This is a genomic window from Pseudooceanicola antarcticus (assembly GCF_900215355.1).
Lineage (GTDB): Bacteria > Pseudomonadota > Alphaproteobacteria > Rhodobacterales > Rhodobacteraceae > Pseudooceanicola > Pseudooceanicola antarcticus.
This window is the reverse complement of the sequence record NZ_OBEA01000007.1, coordinates 192,895-214,238: the sequence shown is the minus strand read 5'-3', so window position 1 is coordinate 214,238 and position 21,344 is coordinate 192,895. Positions and strand designations below refer to the sequence as shown.

Below are 21,344 nucleotides of genomic sequence, written 5' to 3'. Positions count from 1 at the left end.
GTCAGTGATGCGTCAAGTTAATCGCTCAGAGGTGCGCATCCGGTGCACCATCGAAGGGATCAACGGGATTGCTGCCGGCGAAAGGCGCGCGTCCCATCAGCGCTTCCAGAACCGCCGCCTGCATGGCGGGGTGGGTGGCATAGGCGTTGATGTAGGTGGGCACACGGGGCGCATCGTAGAGGTAGTAAGGATATCCGAAGGAGATCATCACCGTCGGTAGCTGGTGCCAGGGACGGGCCATGGACAGCTTGAAATGACCGTGCAGGGCCCGCCAGTCCAGGAAGATGCGGCCTCGGGTCAGCAGGGTTTCCTCTCCGAAGAGGTAGAGCACCAGATCCTTGTCCGTCAGGTCTAGCGGGGTGCCATGGGGAGCCTCGGTCACCTCGAATCCTTCCTCGCGCAGCATCTGCGGCAGGTCGAAAGACAGGCGGGCATTCTGCATCGGCTCGATGATACCTGGTGTCAGCACCAGGATGCGCCGGTGCCGCTTTGGGTCGAGGGGGAGGGTTGCGTTGCGATCCTTGACCAGGGTCGGCGCCTTGGCGAAGGCCCGCTTGGCGATGGCCTGTGCCGTCTCGGCCTCTGGTGCCAGCCGGGGCTGTGCCGCGCCGGCATGCAGTCCCAGAGAGGCCTTCAGGCCAAGCACGCGCATCAGCGCGGCTTCGAAGCGTTTTCGCGGGATCTCACCCGAGGCGACGGCCTCGCGCACGGCGCGGATCTCGGCCTCCGGATCCGAAGAGAAAAGAACCATGTCGCAGCCGGCCTTGATGATCTCGACCTTGGCCTGGACCATCTCGACGACCGACGTCAGTCCGGCCATCTCGCTGGCATCCGAGACGATAAGCCCGTTGAAGCCCAGGTCCCCGCGCAGCAGGTCGATATTCAGGGCGTGGCTGATGGTGGCGGGCAGAAAAGCGGTCTCGTCGTCGGTGGCAGGGTCCTTCTCGCGCAGGTAGGCGGGCAGGGCGATATGGCCGGTCATCACGGCGCGGGCACCAGCCTTGATCGCGGCCCTGTAGAGCTTGCCGAAGCTGGACTGCCATTCGGTCATGGACAGCGGGTTCACCGTGGTCACCAGGTGCTGGTCGCGGTCGTCATAACCCTCGCCCGGCCAGTGTTTGACCGTCGCGGCGAGGCCTTCGGCCTCGAAGGCGGCGATCTGGGCCGTGGCATGACGCGCGATCCGCTCGGGGTCCGAGCCGAAGCCGCGGGTGGCGACGATGGCGCTGCGCGCCGCCGCGTTGATGTCGATCACCGGCGCAAAGGCCCAGTTCACGCCAATGGAGAGCGCCTCTCGCGCCATCAGCCGTGCCACCTCGGTCGTCAGGTCGGCGTCATCGGCGGCGGCCAGGGCCAGCGGGTTCGGCACGGCAGTGCCGAAGGGCAGGCTCATCCGCGAGCCTTCCAGGTCCGCCGAGACGAGCAGCGGCACCTCCGCCTGCTGCTGGATCTGCGCAAGCGCCTGGCGCTCTGCCGCGCCGTCTTCGCTGAAGAAACGGGTGAGCCCGCCGGGAGAGAGAGCGGCCAAGCGCGCCAGCTCTGCCGCGTCGACGGGGCCACGGGAGTTCAGGTTGAACAGCTGCGCGGCCGCTGCCTGATCATCCAGACCCTCTCGGGTTTGCCGGACCCACTCCAGCGCCTCGCGGTCCAGACTGAAAGGCGGGCGGCTGAGGTCTTCCAGGCGCATGATCTCTCCTATTGGTTCAGGTGCAGGTGCTGGCCCCCGACCGGCCCGGCTTCGGGCAGTCCGAGACGCTGGTACTGTTCGGGCGGAGCCTCGCTGGCGCGCATCAGCCGGACCAGCAGCTCGGCCATCCGTGCCTCAAGCTCAGGGTCGTTCAGGGGCTGTTCCTGACCCGGGTCGGACTCCAGGTCGAAAAGCAGGGTCGAGAGGTCGTCGGGGCCACGCTGCGGTGCGCCCGGCATGCGGAGAACCTTTGCCCCCTTGGTGAAGCTGAAGCCCGGATGCAGTTCGGCCCGGGCAAGCTCCTCAAGCGGTTTGAAACCGCGCATCCGCGTCGGCATCAGGGTGTATTCGCGCAGGGGGGCCTCGGTGTCGGAGGGCCCGCGCATGTAAACATGGCGCCCGTCGGTGACCGAGACATGCAGGCCGAAGACGCCGAAGAGCCCGGCGTCGCGCACCGGAATATCGCTGGCGATTGTCGCAGCCAGCGGCTGGCCCTGCATGTGCGGGGTGGGGGCGTGGCCGAAGGCATCCAGCAGGGTTGGCGCGATGTCGATGGTCTGTACCAACGCCTCGCGCCGTTCGCCCGCGACCCGCGACCTTGGGTCCCAGATGAAAAGTGGAGTGTGGATGGCCTCGTCGTACCAGGGCATGACGTTCTTGCCCCACCACCCGCGTTCGCCCAGCAGGAAGCCGTGATCGGTGCAGACGATCAGCATGGTGTTGTCCCACAGGCCTTGGGCGTCGAAGACATCCAGCACGCGGCCAAGGTTGCGGTCGCATTGCGCCAGAACCTTCAGGTAGTGCTGCTGCATCGCCGCAACGCCCTCGGGCGTTTCGGTGACGCGGCCGTAGGTGGGCCAGTCGTCCCCCTCTTCTCCGGGGACGAAAAAGGGCTCGTGCGGGTCGAAGGTTTCGATTTGCAGGAGCCAGTCGTCCTGCCCGGCATTGCGCTCGAGGAAGTCGAGACCAGCGTCGAAGACACGGGTCTGCGGCATTTTCTCGATCGTGTCGATGGCCTTGCGGTTGGCATGGTCCTGAGTGCGGGCGCGTTTCGGCGGGACCTGCATCACCGCACGGTCAAGATCGGCGAGGTAGGGTTTCCAGGCGTCGCCCTCCTGTCCACGCACCGTCTCATGGGTCGAGAAGCGGGTCAGATATGTGGCGCCGCCGTCTTCCCAGTAGTGCTGGTGATCGGTGACGATATGGGTGTGCACGCCCTGACGGGACAGGATCTCGTAGACGCTGTCGTCGAAGGGCTCGATGGGGCCCCAGAACCGGTGCAGGAAATTGTAGCGTCCGGTGTGCATCTCGCGCCGGGCGGGCATGCAGGGCATCGAGCCCGCATAGCAGGTGTCGAAGGTCGCCGAGTGTGCGGCCAGCCGGGCGAAGTTCGGCGCCTGCTCCTCCGGCGCGCCCCAGGGGGGCAGCATCCGCCGGTTCAGGCTATCGTACATGACGATGACGGCGCGCATGGCTCAGCTTCCCGCGTCGAGGTTCAGGAAGTCCTGCCGCCGCTTGGCCTGACGGATCGGATCGGCGACCGGGGCGGCAAGCAGAAGTCGGCGGGTATAGGGATGCTCCGGGCGGGCGGTCACCTGGTCGCATTCGCCGAACTCGACGATTTCGCCGCCGCGCATGACGGCGACCCGGTGCGAGATATGACGTACCACCGCCAGGTCATGACTGACGAAGAGATAGGCCACGCCGGTGCGCTCCTGAATCTCGATGAACAGGTCCATGACCGTCGCCTGCGTGGTCAGGTCCAGGGCCGAGACCGGCTCGTCGCAGACGATGAGCCGCGGCGACAGCGCCAGAGCGCGGGCAATTGCCACACGCTGACGCTGCCCGCCCGAGAACTCACGCGGGTAGCGCTGCGCGGCATCAGCGGGCAGGGACACCTGATCGAGCAGTTCGCGCACCTTGAGGCGGGCCTCGTCGCGGGTGGCGATATGGCGGGCGACCATGGGTTCGGTCAGGATATCCTCGATCGTCATCGACGGGTTGAGCGAGGTGTAGGGATCCTGGAACACCGCCTGGATTCGGGCGGCATCGCCGACCCGGTCGCGCGGAGCAACATTGGCGATATCGACCCCCTCGAAGAGGATCCGGCCCGAGTTCGCCGGGCCGATCCCGAGAATCGAGCGCCCGATGGTTGTCTTGCCCGAGCCGCTCTCGCCGACCAGGCCGACGGTTTCGCCAGGGCGGATGTCCAGGCACACGTTCTTGATCACTTGGTGTGTCGCGAAGGAGACGCAGAGGTCGCGGACTTCGACCAGACTGTCATGGCTCATTGGGCTGCCTCCTGGGGGGCGAATTTGGGCGGGCTGTAACGGCGCACCTCGACATCGTCCAGAACCGCGGCCAGCAGGTTTCGGGTGTAGTCATGGGTGGGGTTGGCGAAGAGATCGGTCACCTTGTTCTGTTCGACGATCTCGCCCTGGCGCATCACCGCGACACTGTCGCAGATATCGGCAACGACGCCGAAGTTATGAGTGACCATGACAATCGTCATGCCGAACTCGGCCTGAAGTTCGCGCAGCAGTTCGAGGATCTCGGCCTGCACCGTGACATCCAGCGCCGTCGTCGGTTCATCCGCGATCAGCAGGTCAGGGTAGGTGGCGACGGCGCCGGCTATCAGTACACGCTGTGCCATACCGCCCGAAATCTCGTGCGGGTAGGCGTTGAAGGTGCGTTTGGGGTCAGGCAGGCCAACGCGGCCCAGCATGTCGAGCGCATGGGCGCGGGCCTCTCGTCGCGACATGCCCTGGACCGTCATCAGCGGCTCGACCAGCTGCGAGCCGATGCGGAAGCTGGGGTCGAGGTTCGACATCGGCTCCTGCGGGACATAGGCGATACGCTTGCCGCGCAGCCCGTGCATTTCCTCGTCGCTCTTGCCGAGCAGCTCTTCACCGTCGAAGAGGATCGAACCATCCAGCACATGGCCTCCGGTTCCCAGCAGGCCCAGAACCGCGAAGGCCGTCTGCGACTTGCCCGACCCACTTTCCCCGACAAGGCCCAGGACTTCCCCGCGGCGCACGTCGAGGTCGACGCCATGGACGACCTCGCGCCAACCGGACGTTCCGGGGTAGCCGATCTTCACGCCACGCAGCGAGAGGAGCACGTCTGCTTCCGTCTGTCTGCCAAAGGCGGAGAGGCGCTCGGGCAGCTTGGGCTGGCGCGCGGGCTGGCCGCCGTGCTGCAGCTGGTCACGGATCGAGTTGGCGAGCAGGACAAAGGAGGCCACGGTGATCGAGATCGCGAGACCGGGCCAGATCACCGCCTGCGGCGAGACGTACATGTTCTCGAAGGCCGACTGCAGCACTCCGCCCCAGGTCGGGGTGCCCGGGTCGCCGAGGCCAAGGAACTCCAGACCGGCCTGGATCACCAGGGCGATACCGGCGACAATGGAGGTCTGGATGACCACGGGCGCGCGCACGACGCGCAGGATATGGCGAGAGATGATGCGCAGGTCGCTGAGGCCCGAGACCCGCGCCGCGTCGACGTAGAGCTCGTTCTTGACGCCCTTCACCAGGGTGCGGGTCAGCCGGAAGAAGCCGGGTGAGAGCATCACCCCGAAAACGACCATCGACAGGTGGATCGAGGCGCCAAGGGCCTGGTAGAAGGCAAGCAGCACGATCATCGCGGGCAGCGCCATCAGTGCGTCGAAGAACCAGCTCGCGCCAACCTCCAGCTTGCGGCCATGGTAGCCGGCGGCCAGCCCGGCAGCGACACCGACGATCGCTGCGACACCGACTGCGATCAATGTGCCGAGCAGCGTATTGCGGGCGCCGTAGACAAGGCGGCTGAAGATGTCACGGCCCGAGCCGTCTCCTCCCAACAGGTAGCCGTCGCCCGGCGGCGCATTGACCCTGAAGATCTGGATCGCGGCGGGGTCGTTGGGGGCGATCAGGGGGGCGAAGATTGCGGTCAGCACGACGGCGAGGATCAGCAGCACCGACAAGGCGCCAAGGGGAGACTTCAGGACTGATTTCACCATCGAACTGCGCTGCTTTTCCCGCGAAAGAGGGGCCTTGATCTGGGTCGAAGCGTCGGTCATTGCAGGCGCACCTTCGGATTGAGCATGGCATTGAGGACGTCGATCATGATGTTCACGATGACCACGACGATCACGAGCGTGACGACGACGCCCATGAGCACCGGCACGTCGCCCTGCAACGCAGCATCCACGGTCAGCGAGCCGAGGCCGGGGATGGCAAAGATTCGTTCGATCACGGCGGCGCCACCCAACAGGGCGACGAACTGCACCGAAAGCACGGTCAGCGCAGCGGGCAGCGCATTGCGCAGCGCGTGGCGATAGAGGATCGAGCGGCGCCGCACGCCGCGCGCGCGCAGCGTGCGCACGTAATCCTGGTTCAGCGCGTCGATGACGGCTCCGCGTACCTGTTGCGAAGAGGAGGCGATACCGGAGAAGACAAGGGCTGCGACAGGGAGCACCAGGCCCGCGGCCCATTGCTGTGGCGAGGTGGAGAAAGAGACGTAGCCCGTAGGCGGCAGCCACTGGAGCTGCACGGCAAAGAGCAGCACAAGCAGAAGCCCCAGCCAGAAGTTGGGCATGGCGAAACCGACCACGCTGATCACCTGGATGATCTGGTCGGCGAGGCCCCGGCGCACCGCGGCCGTTACACCCAGCAACACCGAGAAGGCCCCCGTCAGCAACACGGCGACACCGACGATCGACAGGGTCACGGGCAGGCGGCTTTGCAGGGAGGGGGCAACCCTCTGGTTGCGGGTCCAACTGTCGCCGAGGTCACCGCGCAGCGCGCCCTGCAACCAGCTGCCGTATTGCACCAGCAGCGGTCGATCGATGCCCAGCTGGTGATTGTATGCGGCGATATCCTCGGCCGTGGCGCTCTCGCCCAGGATGTTGCGGGCGACATTCTCGGTCGATCCGAAGATCAGTACGAAGGTCACCGCAGAGACGATGAACAAGAGACAGATACCCGACAACAGCTTTCGGGACAGATACTTCAGCATAGTTCCTCCGAGACGGAGATCCGTTGCCGCTCATACCCGGGGCAGGGCAGCCCGATGAGCCAGCGGGATCTCTCGCAAACCTCCCAATGCGCCTGCGAACCGGCCCTGCGAGACGGGCACCGACAAGGCGCGGTCCGTCAGAGCCTGGCCCGCCCTAGCACTTGCGGGGTAGAACCAAAAATGAAATTAATGGCGCAAGTGATCTCTTGAACTCATCGCATCGGCACCAATGCTCGACATCGTTACCCATCTCTTCCGTCTGCAGGCGATCGTTGAGGAAAGCAGCCTCAGGCGCGCTGCCGCACGGCTGAACGTCACGCAAAGCGCCCTATCGCGCTCGCTCGCCCAGCTCGAGGCCTATTTCGGTCGGCCGATCCTGGAACGCCATGCGCGTGGCGTGCGTCCGACGCCCTTCGGCGAGCGGGTGTTGTCGGAATCCTTGCGTCTTCAGCGGCAGTGGACGATCTCCGAGCAATCACTGCTGGTCAATGAAGCCCAGGAAAAGCCGGTGCTGCGTGTCGGCGCCGGGCCGGTTTGGCGGGCCGTCGTGCTGCCTGAACTGGTGATTTCGATGCACCAGGCCTTCCCGGACATCCGGTTCGAGCTTCAGAATTCGCGGTATTCCCAGTCTCTTTCCGATCTGCGCGAAGGGCGGCTGGACGTGCTCTTTACGGGTCAGCCTCCTGTAGAGAGCGCGGCGCGGCGCTTGGTCTTTCACCCTTTGGCTGAGGTGGTCGATAACGTCGTGGCCCGCTGTGACCACCCCATCTTCGACCAAGTGACGGAAGGGGAGCTGCTACCAGCGGATGTGCTTCTCGACTATTCTTGGGTGATCTACAGCGAAATGCCGACCTATGGCGAAACGGCCCGCAATGCCCTCTTCGAGAAAACCGGAGCCGAGCCGACCATTGCGGTGAGCTGCGAAAGCCTGGTGTCGGTGCTGACGATCCTGCAGGGCGGAGACTTTATCTCGGTTTTGCCAGGGATCGCCGCACGGGGCAGTTCGCGGCTGAGGAATGTACCGGTGGATCTGCGTAGCCGCACCTCCACCGCCTCGCTGGCCTATCGCGAGGAGATGCAGGACTGGGAACCTTTGCAGGGGCTCATTGCCCATGCCGACGCTCTGTTCCGGGATGGTGAATGGATGTGACGCCCAGTGCGTTTGCGCCTGGCGCTCCCGATAGACGTCGGGCCGCTGCCTGAGCTTGTGTCTGACCTTTAGTGATCCAATCGACGCATCACTCTGCGGCATCTTTGCAATTTTACTGCAACTCGGATCCTTCTAGCCTGCGCGCTGAAGTCAAGCTGCCGAAAGAGGACCCATGCGCCCGAATATCATTTTCATCATGTCCGATGACCACGCGGCGAGGGCAATTTCGGCGTATGGGGCCGGTATCAACAAGACCCCCAATATTGACCGTCTGGCCGCGGAAGGGCTGCGCCATGATGCGTGTTACGTGACCAATTCGATCTGCACGCCCTCGCGTGCCGCCATTTTGACCGGCACCTACAACCACGTGAACTGTGTCACGACGCTGACCACGGACCTCGACAACCGCATGCCGAACGTCGCCAAGCTTCTGTCCAGCTCGGGATATGCCACGGGGATGTTCGGCAAATGGCACCTGGGCGAGGGACCGGCTCACCAGCCGACCGGCTTCGATGAATGGCAGGTGGTGCCGGGGCAGGGCGAATACTGGGACCCTGCCTTCATCGGCCCCGAAGGACGCCGTCGCATCCCGGGCTATGCCACCGATATCATTACCGATATGTCCACCGACTTCATCCGGCGCCACAAGGATCAGCCCTTCTTCCTGATGTGCCACCACAAGGCACCGCACCGCCCCTTCGAGCCACACCCCCGCCACAATGCCCTATGGGACGACGAGGACGTGCCGCTGCCCGAGACGTTCAATGACGACTACCGGAACCGTGCGGCGGCGGCGGCGGCGGCGAAGATGCGCATCAAGTCGGACCTGACCTGGGAAGACATCAACCTGGTGCAACCGATCGGCCCGGCAGAGGTGGCCGGTGAACGCGTGGTCGACTTCCTCAATATGCGTCGGGTGCCTGAGCTGCAGGAGGGCGAGAGCATCGAGGTCATCTGCGCCTCCACCGGAGAGCGCTTCCGCTTCGACGATCCGCAGGCCTTTGCGGAGTTCAAGTACCAGCGCTTCATGAAACGCTATCTGCGCACGGTGCAGGCCATCGACGATGGTGTGGGCTCGATGCTCGACACGCTGGAAGAGCTGGGCCTGGCCGAGAACACTCTGGTGATCTACACCTCGGACCAGGGTTTCTTCCTGGGCGAGCACGGGTGGTTCGACAAGCGTTTCATGTACGAGGAGAGCCTGCAGATGCCCTTCCTGGCGCGTCTGCCTGCCGCGATCCCCGCCGGTACCACAACGCGGGACATTTGCTGCAATGTCGATTTCGCCCAGACCTTCCTCGACTATGCAGGTGTGCTGGAGCCGAGCTTCATGCAGGGCCGCTCGATGCGGGCGGTGCTTGAGGGCAGGACGCCCGAGGGGTGGGATCAGCTGGCCTATCACCGCTACTGGATGCACAACGATGCCTTCCATGGGGCCTGGGCCCACTACGGCATCCGCGATCAGCGGTACAAACTGATCTACTGGTACAACAAGGCTTTGGATCAGCACGGGGCCGAGGACAATGGCGCCCCGCCAGAGTGGGAGCTCTTCGATTGCGAACAGGACCCGCACGAGCTGTGGAACCTTGCCGATGATCCCGAGCAAACCGCCGTCTTCGACATGATGCGCGCCAAGCTCGAAGCGAAGATGGCCCAGATCGGTGACCTGCCCGAGCATTGAAGCCCCGCAAGGGACTTCGACCGCCAATTCGCAGAGATCGAGGTCCGCTTCGCTGCCCGGAGCCTGCACTGTGATCGGCATCCCTGTCACAGAGGCCGCGGGACCATTCTGTGCGGGGAAGGGGCACCTCCCTATCAGCCGATTTCTGCAAGAGAGCCATGCCAGAAGACAAAATGTCCTCTTGTCCAATTGGTAAAAATCTGCATCTATTTGACTACGCAAGAGCCTCTGGCGAGGCGAATTATCGAATGAATTCAAGGCATTTTTACAAATGAATACTGTACGTAGAACGTTGATGGCCGACGCGACGACGAGCACGAGTGGTTTGGCGGGGCGGTGTTTGGCACGCAGGAAAATCGTCGCAGGCACGGCGCTGACCGGAGTGCTCGCCACCTTCGCATGGGGCGGCGCGGCTCTGGCGCAATCGACCTACGACGTGGTGATCAGCGGCACGGAAACCGCGCCCATTGATATGGACACCCGTTCTCCCGGTGGCGGCATCCTGCATCTGGAGCAGGGTGGTTCCATCTCCGTAACCAGCGATACCGAAAACGCGATCAATACGAGCACCAGCAACGCCTGGGAGTTCCAGATCGACGGCACGCTCCGCGCAGACGGGACAGCGAGCGGCATCGCCTCGCATACGGATGACACGGTCAGGGTCGGCTCAACCGGTGTCGTCGAATCTCCCAATGGTGGCGCGGCGATCTACAACGGCTGGTCAGGAATGACCGTTGAAAACTCCGGGCGCATTTCGAGCGACAAGTTCAGCATCATGGTGGCCAATGGCACTCTGTCGCTGACCAACAATGCCGGTGCCACGATCGAAGGCACGGTACAGGTGGCAAGCGGGGGAACGAGCAGCATCATCGACAACTACGGCAGCATTTCCGGGCGGGATGGCCGGGCGGCCCTCAGCCTCGCGGGGGAGGCAACCATCTACAACCGCGAAGGGGCGACAATGTCCTCTGAGTATAACGCGATTACCGCCTCCTCCGGGGTCGGGCATCTGGAAAACGCTGGGTCGCTCACATCGACCAACACCGAGTATGTAGGGAGTGCCGCAGCCGCGTTTTACAAGTCCGGAACCATTGTGAACTCCTCGACCGGGACCATGTCCGCTGACATCGGGGCGTGGATCGGGAATTGGTACGAGCTGACGAGCACCAAGGGCACGCTGACCAACGAGGGCACGATCACAGGTAAAAGCCACTATGGCGCGCTCTTCAACAATCTGACGGATGCCAGCCTGACCAATTCGGGGATGCTGCGGGGCGTCAATGAAGGGGCGATTTTTGCCGGCGTTACGAATAGCGAAATCACAAACTCCGGCACCATCACTGGCAGCCGTGGACTGTATTTCATGAACTCCGATTATGCTGGCACGGGTCATGCGAGCATCACCAACTCCGGCACGATCGAGGGAACTGACACCTACGCGCTCGGGAAAGCCAGCGGGATCAACTACGATCTGACACTCGACACAGGCTCGAACCTTATCGGTCAGGTTCAGGCCGACAGCGGCGACACGCTGACGCTCAAAGGCACGGGCAGCGAGGATGAAGACCTCAAGGGCTTTGGCACGCTCACCATGGCCGGCAGCGCCTGGACGCTCTCCGGCGAGGTGCAGGCGGATGCGCTCAACGTGTCATCGGGAAGCCTGACGCTGACTGGCACGGATCTTTCCTTTGGCAGTATCGCTCTCACCGATGCGGCGGAGCTCATCGTCAATGGCAGCTTCAATTCGTCGGGTGCGACGACCGTGGCCAGCGGCTCGCGGTTTGGCGGCTCCGGCACGGTCGGGGAAACCACCGTGCAGTCCGGTGGCATTCTCAGCCCCGGCAATTCCATTGGCACGCTCAATGTCACAGGCGATGTGACCTTCGATGCCGGGTCTTTCTACGAGGTCGAAACCGATCCGACGGGAACCTCCAGCGACAAGACCATTGCCAGCGGAAATGTCGTGATCAATGGCGGGACGGTGCAGCATATCGGCTTTGACGGAACCTATGATCCCTCCGCAACCTATCGGATTCTGGAAGGCGGCACCGGTTTGACCGGCGCCTTCGACAGCGTCACTTCCGATTATGCCTTTCTTGATCCGTCGCTGGTCTATGATCGGGACAATTACACGGTCGATCTGAAGCTCTTGCGCAACGACATCAGCTTCTCGGACAAGGTGGGCACGACCAACCAGCGTGCCGTCGCCGCCGTCAGTGAAGCGGCCGGCCATGGCAATGCGGTGTTCGATGCGGCGGCTTTCCTGCCGGACGATGCGGCGGTGCTTGGCGCGGCCTTTGACAGCCTCTCGGGTGAAGTGCATGCCAGCCTGCAATCCAGCCTCGTGGAGAATACGGATCTGCTGCGCACCACGCTTGGCCAGCGTCTGCGGTCGTTCGGCGCGAACGGTGGTCCTCAGGCCGAGGGATCTGTGACCAGAGCCGCAACCGGCGCGGATATGCTACGGGCCGCAGCTGCACCGGAAGTCTGGGCGGAGAGCTTCGGGTCCTGGGATCGCAAGGATGGCAATGACAATGCCGCAGCCCTGCGCGAAGACACCAGTGGTCTTCTGGTCGGCGCCGATATGACGACCTCCGAAGGGACCCAACTTGGGGTGTTCGCGGGCTATGGCCGCACCGAGCTGAATGTGCCCGACCGCGCCTCCAGCGCCACGGCCGACAGCTTTCACATCGGCGCCTATGGTGCGCGCTCCTATGTCGCCGGGGCCGGTCTGCTGTCGCTGCGCGGCGGTGCCTCCTACAGCCTGAGCGATGTCGACAGCGACCGGACCGTCGCCGTAGGCGCGCTCACCGGCGCACAGACGGCGAATTATCATGCCGGAACGGCGCAGGTCTTCGGCGAGGCGAGCTGGAGCGTCGATCTTGGACAGGCCGAAGTCGAACCCTTTGCAGGCCTGGCCTGGGTCGGGCTCGACACGGACGGTTTCACGGAGGCTGGCGGCGCTGCGGCGCTGGCGGGCCAGTCGCAGGACATGTCCACGCTCTTCACCACCCTGGGCACGCGCGTATCGGCGCAGATCGAGGTCGGCGCATTGCCTCTCGAAATCACCGGTGCGCTTGGCTGGCGTCATGCCTACGGCGATGTGACACCCTTCTCTACCGCCAGCTTTGAGGGCGGGGCAGCGTTCACGGTGGAAGGGGCTCCGGTCGTCCGCGACGCCGTGCTTCTGGAGGCAGGGGCTTCGCTGGCGCTGAGCGACACGACGCATCTGACCGTCGGCTACAAGGGCCAGATCGGGGACAATGCGCGGGAACAGGCGCTGACCCTGCGCCTTTCCGCCCGGTTCTGATCGGTACAGACCGCTATGCGCAGTAATCGTTTGCTTACTGCGCATAGCTTCCGTTCGTGCAGGTTGCAGCGAGTGGCAGCTCCTGGCCCTTCGTGTCGGTGCTTGGCGTCATACGGCGTCTTTCAGCAGTGTCGCGGAAGGGCAGGAGCCGTTCATTCGCTGTGCCGGGCATAATTGGCCGATAGCTGCCCTCGCACCAGCGAGTTGGTGGCCGCCGGGCCAAGGCAGCCGACGATCCGGGCTAGCCGCGACCCATCTGGTGACAGGTCTCGAAAACGGTAGCAGACTGCGGCGTGCCGTCGTTGGTGGTGGCGTGTTCCACGTAGGTTGGCAGCCCGGCGGGGATGACCGTGTCCAGGCGGGCGGCCCCAAGAAAAATGTGCTTCGCGGTCGCCGCCTCGATTTCAAACCAGCATGGATCGTCAAACGTCCCGGCATAGATGCCGACAGCATCGGGAAAACGCTCGAAGCTGAGCCACAGCTTGGTTCCGCAATCCGCGCAGAAATGCACGTGCACTATCTTGCCGGACCCCGCAGAGACCTGATCGAAAGCCTTTGGCTCACCTGAGAGGACGCCGAAGTCTGCCGCGTCGAAAATGGGCTCGACCATGTAGGCCGATCCTGTCGCCCTCTGGCAGAACCGGCAGTGACAAACCGTAACCCGTGCGGGCTGAGCCCGTGTCTCGTACCGGATGCGCCCGCAAAGGCAGCCGCCCTCTTGTGCTGTCATTTCAATCCTCCCCGTCTGCGCCGAATGCAATCGAGCGCGATGCACCAGGCTGCAGCCTTGCATGGACCGCGCATAAACCGAAGAGAAAGCGGTTTGTTGTCTGCTCTGGGGGCGCAGGTTCCAGGTTCTCGGGGGCTCTGGAGATCGGGCAATCCTCCCGGGACCGGGGGGCAAGTCCCCGGTTCTCGAGCGCGGCGCTTCGGGGAAAAGCCCAAGGCTTTTCCCCTCAATTCAAATCGAAATTGCCTGGATGAAGGGGGAGGGCCCGCTTGGCGTCCGGGCCCTGCCTCAGAGCTCGAGAGGAGAATTCTCGTCGGCGATCAGGGCGCTCAGAAGGCCGCGCCGGGTGTTCTCCGTATGCACTCCGATGGCCTCTCGGGCCGCCGCCGGATCGCGGGCGCGCAGGGCCTTCAGGATCCGGGTGTGGTCTTCCTCGGTCTCGGGCGTCACGTCGCGGATCGTCGCGCCCATGTGGAACAGGCGTGTGCATTCTTCCAGGTAGCCGGTGATCAGCGAATGCAGACGCGGAACGCGCGCACCGAGGGCGATGTCGGCATGGAAGCGGTTGTTGGCGGCGACGAACTCCAGCACGGGCAGGCTGCGGTCCTGGCCGTAGGTCTGTTGCGCAACGGCTTCCAGGTTGTCGAGCTCTTCGTCGGTCATGCGCATGGCGGCAAGCTCGGCTGCCACGCATTCCAGCGCCTTGCGGACGGTGAAGATGTCGGTGATGTCCTTCACCGTGACCGGCGTCACGCGGTAACCGCGGCGCGGGAAGGCCTCTACCAGCCCTTCGAGGGTGAGCCGGGCGAGGGCTTCGCGGACCGGGGTCTTGCTCATCGACAGGCGAGCGGCGAGCTCCTGTTCCCCGATGTCGGTGCCGGGGCGCAGCGCGCAGGTGATGATCTCGTCGCGCAGTCGGGCATAGGCCTGATCGGTGAGAGAGAGCGCCTTGCTGCGCTCCCCCGAGGATTTCTGAGTGTTGTTCATGCCTTCTCCCCATGGTCCTGGACGGCCTGCGCCATGCGCCGTACGGCCTCGTCCAGAAGATCCGGTGTACAACCGTAGTTGAGACGTGCCCAGCCTTCCAGACCTGTCCCGAAATCGGTGCCGCCGCTGAGAGCGACGCGGGCGGTCTCGAGGAAGAAATCGGCAGCGGGTTTGGGCAGGGCGAGGTCCCGGAAGTCGATCCAGGCCAGGAAACCGGCTTCGGCAGGATGCATATGCGCGCCGGGGATCAGCTCTGCCAGGCGTCGGGCCAGCAGGTCGCGGTTGGCGGTCAGCTGTTCACGGGCCGCATCGCGCCAGTCGGTGCATTGGTCGTAGGCGGCGGTCATGCCGGCCAGGCCCAGGATGTTGACGCTGTCGACCATGCCCTTCTTCGAGGCCTCGAAACGCGCGCGCATGTCGGCGTCGGGCACGATGGCGAAGGCGGTCTTCAGTCCGGGGACGTTCCAGGTCTTGGAGGCCGCCATCAGCGTCACGCTGCGCGCCGCGATCTCGGGCGAGAGCGAGGCGATGGGGATGTGGCGGCGTCCGTCCAGCACCAGCCCGCAGTGGATCTCGTCCGAGATCAGCACCATGTCGTGGCGCAGGCAGAGGTCGGCGCGGAACTCCAGCTCGTCGCGGGTGTAGACGCGGCCGGTCGGGTTCTGCGGGTTGCAGAGCAGCATAGCATCCGAAGCACGTGCCGCCTCCTCCATCTCGCCTGCGTCGCAGGTCCAGCGGTCGCCGTCGTGGCTTTGCCAGATCTCGTGCAGATCGAGTCCCCAGTTGCCGGGGGCCGCGCGCAGCGGGGCATAGACCGGGAGGTCCTCCATCGCCCCGTCGCCGGGTTTGGTGAAGGCCGACAGCGCCATGTTGAAGCCGGGTTCGACACCGGGCAGGAAGACCAGCCACTCGGGCTGGATCGTCCAGTCGTGGTCGCGCTTCATGGCCCGCACCAGCGCCTCGCGCTGCGCGTCCGTGGCGCGGCCATAGCCCAGCACGCCATGGTCCAGCCGCGCCCGGATCGCATCGGTGATCCGGGGGTCTGCGGCGAAGTCCATGTCGGCCACCCAGAGGGGCAGCACGTCGGGGGCGTAGCGACGCCACTTGTTGCTGTCGGTGCCCTGGCGGTTCGGTGCTGTCAGCCTGATCATCACATGCCCCGGATCATGCCGCCGTCGACCCGGATCATCGAGCCGGTGACATAGGAGGCCTGGGTGGAGCAGAGGTAGGTCACCATCGAGGCGAATTCCTCGGGCTTGCCGTAGCGGCCCGCGGGGATCGTCTTGCGGCTGGCTTCCTGCACGGCGTCGACCGAGGCGCCGGTCTTCTCGGCCTTGATGCCGTCCAGCTGCGCCAGGCGGTCGGTGGCGATGCGGCCCGGCAGCACCATGTTGACGGTGATGCCATGCGGCGCGACTTCCTCGGCCAGGGTCTTGGACCAGCCGGCGACGGCGCCGCGCACGCCGTTGGACAGCGCCAGGTTGGGGATCGGCTGCACGATGCCGGAGGAGCCGACGGTCACGACGCGGCCCCAGCCCTTGGCGATCATGCCGGGCAGGGCGGCATCGGTGATCGCGAAGATCGGCGCGGCCATGGCATCGAAGGCTGCGGCCCAGGCGGCCTTGCTCTGGCCCTTGGCGGGGCCGGCTGCGGGGCCGCCGCAATTGTTGACCAGGATGTCGACCGGCTGCTCTGCGAGGCGCGCGATCAGCGCGTCGACGCTACCCGCATCCGACAGGTCCAGCTTGATGCCTTCCATGCCTTCGGCCGGCGCATCACCGCTGCGCGAGGCGGCGATCACATGGGCGCCTTCCTCGGCCAGAAGCTTGGCGCTTGCCGCGCCCAGGCCGCGGCTTGCGCCGATGACCAGTGCGGTCTTTCCCTTGAGTCCCAGATCCATCAGTTCAGTTCCTTCAGTCGCTTGTCTTGCCGGGCGAGCAGGCGCTCGACCTCGGCGATGGCTTCAGGGGCCAGCCCGGCTCCGGGCGCGCGCAGCGCCGCCGAGGAGATGGCCCCGCGTTTTGCCAGCACGTACTTGCGCACGGCCAGGCCCGCGCCCGGCTGCTGCTCGTAGCGTACCAGCGGCAGGTAGGCGTCGAAGAGATCCTGTGCGCGGTCCATGTCGCCGGCAGAGGCCAGGCGCACCACGTCGGCCAGCATCTCGGGGAAGCCGAAGCCGGTCATCGCGCCATCGGCGCCACGGGCGACCTCTTCGGGCAGGAACACCCCGCCGTTGCCGCAGAGCACCGAGATGCGGCGGCGGCCTTCGGCCTCGGCCTGGCGGATCCTGGTGATCTTGGGCAGGCCGGGCCAGTCCTCGTGCTTCAGCATGACAACCTGGGGCACGTCGTCGATGATGCGGCCCAGGACCTCGTCCGAGATATTGACCCCGGTCGACAGCGGGAAGTCCTGCAGAACGATCGGCACGTCATCCCCCAGGGTGCGCGCGACCTGGGCAAAGTAGCCATGGATCTGCGGGTCGGTCTTGAGGCTGCCGGGGGTGGTGACCATGCAACCGGCCGCACCCATGTCCATGACCGCATGGCCCAGCTCTCCGATGGCGGCCAGGCCGGGGGCAGAGACGCCGACGACCACCGGCTTGCCGGCTGCGCGCTTGATCACGCGTTCGGCCACGGCGCGGCTTTCGGCCTGGGTCAGCTTGGGGGCCTCGCCCATCATCCCGAGGATGGTCAGCCCGTCGGCGCCCTTCTCGAAGTAGAAATCCACGACCCGGTCGAGACTGTCCCAGTCGATGGCACCGCTGTCGGTGAAGGGGGTGACGGAGATGACATAGACGCCTCGGGCGTCGGAGGTCAGTTTGGTCATTGTGCCTGTCCTTGATCTGCCTGGCTCTGCTTGGCGAACCAGCTGCCGGTGCCGCGCGCCACGAAGCGCCCGCTGCCGGGGGTGTTGAGGATGTTGGTGCCGTCCCAGACCTGCGCGCCGCGCAGGTAGGTCGCGCTGACGCGGGCCTTGAAGGTATCGCCGTGGAAGGGCGACCATTGCAGCCCGTCCTTTGCCTCGGTCTCGTCGAAGACGACGTCGCCCGTCTCGAGCACGGCAAAGTCGGCATCGCGGCCGGGGGCGATGGCGCCCTTGCTGTCGAGGCCGAAGAATGCCGCGGGGCGGGTGGAAAGCTGCTCGGCCGTCAGCCGCGCCGCATCGAGGCCGCGCGCCTCTGCCAGCGTGTAGAAGAGCGGCAGCAGGGTCTGCAGGCCCGGTACGCCCGCACCCGCGTCGAAGATCGAGTCGGTCAGCTTGTTGTCGATGGGCCAGCTGGAGTGGTCGGAGGAGGTGTAGGCGACCTGGCCGGCCTCGATGGCCTTCCACAGCCCCTCGACCCGGCCGGGACGGATCGGCGGGTTGACCTTCATCCGCGCGCCAAGCCGTTCGCCATCCCTTGCCGCGTCGAGGCAGAGGTAATGCACGCAGGTCTCGCCGGTGACGCGGGCGCCGAGCCCGGCGAAGGCGCTGACCTGATCGAAACCTTCGGCACCTGTCAGGTGCACGGGATGCGCATGGGCGCCGCTGGCCTGGGCGAGGGCCAGGAACTGCGCGGTCGCGGCCAGCTCGGCCGCCATGGGGCGGGCTTCCGCATGGGCCTCGATCCCGTCGCGGCCTGCGGCACGGGCTTCGGCCATGCGGGCGTGCACGATCTCCTGGTCCTCGTTGTGCAGGCCGAGCGGCAGATCGGTGTCGGCCAGGACCTCCATCATGTCGAGCATCAGGTCGGCGCCGATGCGGGGGAAGCGCGTCGGGCTGCTTTCAAAGGACGAGATCTTGAAGGCGCAGACGCCCCCCGCGATCAGCTCGCGCATCAGGCCGGTGCCGGTCTCGCGCGTGGCGGTGCCGTAGAGCGCCATATCCGCATGGGCGTGTTCTGCGATGGCCGCTTTCTTGTCTTCCAGCCGTTCCGGGCGGTCCAGCGGCAGCGGATTGTCATAGGGCATGTCGACGAGGGTGGTGACCCCGCCGGCCAGCGCCCCGCAGGTCGTGTCGGCGATGCCGGGCATGCCCTTGCAGCTGGTGGCATGGGTCTGGCCATCGACGACGCCCGGCAGGATCAGCGCGTCGCCGTGGTCGACCGTCCGGGTCGCCTCGGGCGCATCATCGCCCTGTCCAACGGCCTGGATGCGGCCGTCTTTGACCGCAATCCAGCCGTTCTTCAGTGTGGCCTCGGGCGCGACGATTGTGCCGCGAAGGAGAAGGTCCATTTCAGGCTCCGGTCTTTTCAAGTGCGTAGTATTCAAGGTCGAGGGCCGCCACGGCACTGGCGACGGCGGCCTGCACGGGGTCGATGACCGGCAGGCCCAGGGCCTCTTGCAGGGCGGCACGGTGCAGCCCCATGCCAGCACAGCCCAGGATGATCACACGGGCGCCGTCGAGATCGCGCAGCGCCCTGGCCGTGTCGCAGATCTTGCCGAAGCTCTCGGGGCGGTTGCCCTCGGCGACGCTCATCGAGATGTCCCGATCCCCGGCGAGGCGGGACAAGAGGCCCAGATCCGCGATCCGGGCGGCATGGCGCGCGATCGACGACGGCCCGAGGGAGATCACGCCGAAGCGGTCCCCCAGTTGCAGCGCGGCATAATAGGCGGCCTCGGCAATGCCGATCACCGGGCGGTCGGACAGCTCGGAGCGCGTGACGTCCACGCCGGGGTCAGAGAAACAGGCGATCACACCGGCATCCGCGCCGGCGGCAATGATGCGGTCGCGCACCATGGGGGCCACCAGGGCGACGTCGGCGTCGCTCTCGATGCCCGCGGGCGCATCGGGCAGGTCGCCGCAGAGGATCTCGTGCCGCGTCAGGCTGCGCTGCGCGTCCAGCTGCGCAGAGATGGATGCGGTGATCGCCCCTGAGCTATTGGGGTTGAGGACGAGGATACGTGACATGAATGGGCTTTCGTAAGGAGCGGCTCAATCGCCTTGCATGACCAGGTGGCCGGGCGCCACTTCGGCATAGCTGCGCACGGGGGGCTGGTAGTCCGGTGCCTTCACCGGGCTCTTGAGTTCGGTCACCTCGATCTTGCGGCGGGTCAGCCGGCGCGCGGGATCGGGTTCCGGCACGGCAGCCAGAAGGCGGCGTGTATAGGGGTGCTGCGGGGCCGAGAAGATCCGCTCGCGCGGGCCGATCTCGACGATCTCGCCCGAGAGCATCACGGCCACCCGGTGGCTGATGCGCTCGACCACGGCCATGTCGTGGCTGATGAAGAGATAGGACAGACCCAGGTCCGCCTGGAGCTCCATCATCAGGTTGACCACCTGGGCCTTGATGGTCACGTCCAGCGCCGAGACGCTTTCATCGGCGACGATCAGCCTTGGCTTCAGGCCAAGGGCGCGGGCGATGGAAATCCGCTGGCGCTGACCGCCCGAGAACTCATGCGGCCAACGAGAGGCCATGGCCGCGTCGAGACCTACGCGGTCCAGCAGCCGGGCAACCTCTGCCGGCGCTGTCTCTTTCGTCTGCAAACCGTGCACGATCATCGGCTCCGCGATGGCGTCACCCACGCGCATGCGAGGGTTGAGCGAGCTGAAGGGGTCCTGGAAAATCATCTGCATCGCCTGGCGTTCCGCCACCAGCTTGGATGCCGGAAGGGTGCGCAGGTTCTGCCCGTCGAAGCGGATGCTGCCCGAGGTCGGCTCTGTCAGGCGCAGGACCGAGCGGCCGGTGGTGGACTTGCCGCAACCCGACTCGCCCACCACTGCCAGGGTCTCGCCGGGCTGCAGGTCGAAGGAGACGTTCTGCACGGCGTGGACCCGCGCATGAACCCGCCCCAGGACGCCCTGCGTCAGGTCGAAGCGGGTGACCAGGTCGCGCACTTCCAGCAGCGGCGGCGCGTCGTGCTGGACCGTGTCGACGGCAGCCGGCAGCGCGCCGTCCTCGGCGGGGAAGGGTCGGGGCAGGGGGCTGTCGGCCAGGGCACCCAGACGGGGGGCTGCGGCCAGAAGGCGGCGGGTGTAGTCGGTGGCGGGGGCGTCGAAGATCTGATCGGTCGCGCCGGCCTCGAGCAACTTGGAGCGGTACATGACAACGGTACGTTCGGCGATCTCGGCCACCACGCCCATGTCGTGGGTGATGAACAGCACGCCCATGCCGTCTTCGTCCTGCAGCTCCTTGATCAGTTCAAGGATCTGCGCCTGGATCGTCACGTCCAGCGCGGTCGTCGGCTCGTCGGCGATCAGCAGGCGCGGGGCGCAGGCCAGGGCCGTGGCGATCATCACCCGCTGCAGCATGCCGCCCGACATTTCATGCGGGTATTCCCTGGCGCGGCGCCCCGCCGAGGGGATGCGGACGCGATCCATCAGGCGCACGGCCTCGGCCATGGCGGCCCGACGCGACAGGCCCCGGTGGCGCATCAGCGGCTCGGCAATCTGGCGTCCGACGCTGAGAACGGGGTTCAGCGAGGTCATGGGTTCCTGGAAGATCATGGCGATGTCGTTGCCACGGATGCGTTCCATCTGCCGTTCGGGCAGGTCCAGCAGCTCCTTGCCCTCGAAGGTGATGCTGCCGCTGGCACGGGCCAGTCCCTGGGGCAGCAGGCCCATGACCGACAGTGCGGTGACGCTCTTGCCGGAGCCGGATTCTCCGACGACCGCCAGGGTCTGCCCCGTGTCGACGCTGAAGCTGACGTCATCGACCACGCTCCGCCAACCTTCAGGGGTGCGGAATTGCGTGGTGAGGTTCGATACAGTGAGAAGAGACATACGGATCCCGTCGGAAAATGTTGCACGATTTACAGCTGATCCGGTCTGTGCTGTCAAATGCAAATGTACTATGTGATATATCAGAATGTCAAACTGAGTAGG

At 65.4% G+C, this 21,344-nt stretch carries 16 protein-coding genes; 3 read left to right on the top strand and 13 right to left on the bottom strand.

The window, feature by feature from the left end; translation table 11 throughout:
* Window positions 1-25 precede the first annotated feature (25 nt).
* From CRO50_RS17245 to CRO50_RS17225, 5 genes are read right to left on the bottom strand one after another with little or no spacing between them, the layout of a single operon-like run.
* Entirely contained in the window at window positions 26-1,687 is a 1,662-nt protein-coding gene (locus CRO50_RS17245; RefSeq protein ID WP_097147178.1) for a glycoside hydrolase family 3 protein, read from the bottom strand.
* An 8-nt stretch (window positions 1,688-1,695) separates the two neighbouring features.
* The gene (locus CRO50_RS17240) at window positions 1,696-3,159 is read right to left on the bottom strand and encodes a sulfatase (RefSeq protein ID WP_097147177.1); all 1,464 of its coding nucleotides are present in this window, start codon (window positions 3,157-3,159) and stop codon (window positions 1,696-1,698) included.
* Between the two features lie 3 nt (window positions 3,160-3,162).
* Window positions 3,163-3,978, bottom strand: coding sequence for an ATP-binding cassette domain-containing protein (locus CRO50_RS17235; RefSeq protein WP_097147176.1), 816 nt, complete (start codon window positions 3,976-3,978; stop codon window positions 3,163-3,165).
* Complete coding sequence (locus CRO50_RS17230; protein WP_097147175.1) at window positions 3,975-5,744, bottom strand: dipeptide/oligopeptide/nickel ABC transporter permease/ATP-binding protein; 1,770 nt, start codon at window positions 5,742-5,744, stop codon at window positions 3,975-3,977. Before CRO50_RS17230 ends, CRO50_RS17235 begins: the two co-directional genes overlap by 4 nt.
* Complete coding sequence (locus tag CRO50_RS17225) at window positions 5,741-6,682, bottom strand: ABC transporter permease (protein ID WP_097147174.1); 942 nt, start codon at window positions 6,680-6,682, stop codon at window positions 5,741-5,743. The genes CRO50_RS17230 and CRO50_RS17225 overlap by 4 nt, the downstream gene beginning before the upstream one ends.
* 229 nt (window positions 6,683-6,911) lie before the next feature.
* Here CRO50_RS17225 and CRO50_RS17220 point away from each other — a divergent pair, with 229 nt between their 5' ends.
* The 3 genes from CRO50_RS17220 (at window position 6,912) to CRO50_RS17210 (ending at window position 12,823) form a co-directional block, all read left to right on the top strand.
* A complete protein-coding gene (locus CRO50_RS17220; RefSeq protein ID WP_097147173.1) occupies window positions 6,912-7,832 on the top strand; it encodes a LysR family transcriptional regulator in 921 nt (306 codons plus the stop codon).
* A 172-nt stretch (window positions 7,833-8,004) separates the two neighbouring features.
* Window positions 8,005-9,513, top strand: a complete 1,509-nt coding sequence (locus CRO50_RS17215) for a sulfatase family protein (protein WP_097147172.1) — start codon at window positions 8,005-8,007, stop codon at window positions 9,511-9,513.
* 295 nt (window positions 9,514-9,808) lie between these two features.
* On the top strand, window positions 9,809-12,823 hold the full coding sequence (locus CRO50_RS17210; RefSeq protein WP_157791704.1) for an autotransporter outer membrane beta-barrel domain-containing protein: 3,015 nt from the start codon (window positions 9,809-9,811) through the stop codon (window positions 12,821-12,823).
* A gap of 241 nt (window positions 12,824-13,064) precedes the next feature.
* Here the strand turns inward: CRO50_RS17210 and CRO50_RS17205 are convergent, their stop codons facing one another.
* The 8 genes from CRO50_RS17205 to CRO50_RS17170 form a co-directional block, all read right to left on the bottom strand.
* Window positions 13,065-13,553, bottom strand: coding sequence for a GFA family protein (locus tag CRO50_RS17205; RefSeq protein WP_097147170.1), 489 nt, complete (start codon window positions 13,551-13,553; stop codon window positions 13,065-13,067).
* Window positions 13,554-13,841: 288 nt separating this feature from the next.
* On the bottom strand, window positions 13,842-14,540 hold the full coding sequence (locus CRO50_RS17200; RefSeq protein WP_097147169.1) for a GntR family transcriptional regulator: 699 nt from the start codon (window positions 14,538-14,540) through the stop codon (window positions 13,842-13,844).
* A complete protein-coding gene (locus CRO50_RS17195; protein ID WP_097147168.1) occupies window positions 14,537-15,691 on the bottom strand; it encodes a MalY/PatB family protein in 1,155 nt (384 codons plus the stop codon). The genes CRO50_RS17200 and CRO50_RS17195 overlap by 4 nt, the downstream gene beginning before the upstream one ends.
* Complete coding sequence (locus CRO50_RS17190) at window positions 15,691-16,440, bottom strand: SDR family oxidoreductase (RefSeq protein ID WP_097147167.1); 750 nt, start codon at window positions 16,438-16,440, stop codon at window positions 15,691-15,693. The genes CRO50_RS17195 and CRO50_RS17190 overlap by 1 nt, the downstream gene beginning before the upstream one ends.
* Window positions 16,440-17,366, bottom strand: a complete 927-nt coding sequence (locus tag CRO50_RS17185; protein ID WP_097147166.1) for a dihydrodipicolinate synthase family protein — start codon at window positions 17,364-17,366, stop codon at window positions 16,440-16,442. Before CRO50_RS17185 ends, CRO50_RS17190 begins: the two co-directional genes overlap by 1 nt.
* Window positions 17,363-18,754: a dihydroorotase gene (locus CRO50_RS17180; protein WP_097147165.1), complete on the bottom strand. Its 1,392-nt coding sequence runs from the start codon at window positions 18,752-18,754 to the stop codon at window positions 17,363-17,365. Before CRO50_RS17180 ends, CRO50_RS17185 begins: the two co-directional genes overlap by 4 nt.
* Window position 18,755: 1 nt before the next feature.
* Complete coding sequence (locus tag CRO50_RS17175) at window positions 18,756-19,430, bottom strand: aspartate/glutamate racemase family protein (protein ID WP_097147164.1); 675 nt, start codon at window positions 19,428-19,430, stop codon at window positions 18,756-18,758.
* A 24-nt stretch (window positions 19,431-19,454) separates the two neighbouring features.
* Window positions 19,455-21,242 carry an ABC transporter ATP-binding protein gene (locus tag CRO50_RS17170; RefSeq protein WP_097147163.1) on the bottom strand — a complete coding sequence of 596 codons (1,788 nt, stop codon included), beginning with the start codon at window positions 21,240-21,242 and terminating at the stop codon, window positions 19,455-19,457.
* Window positions 21,243-21,344 lie beyond the last annotated feature (102 nt).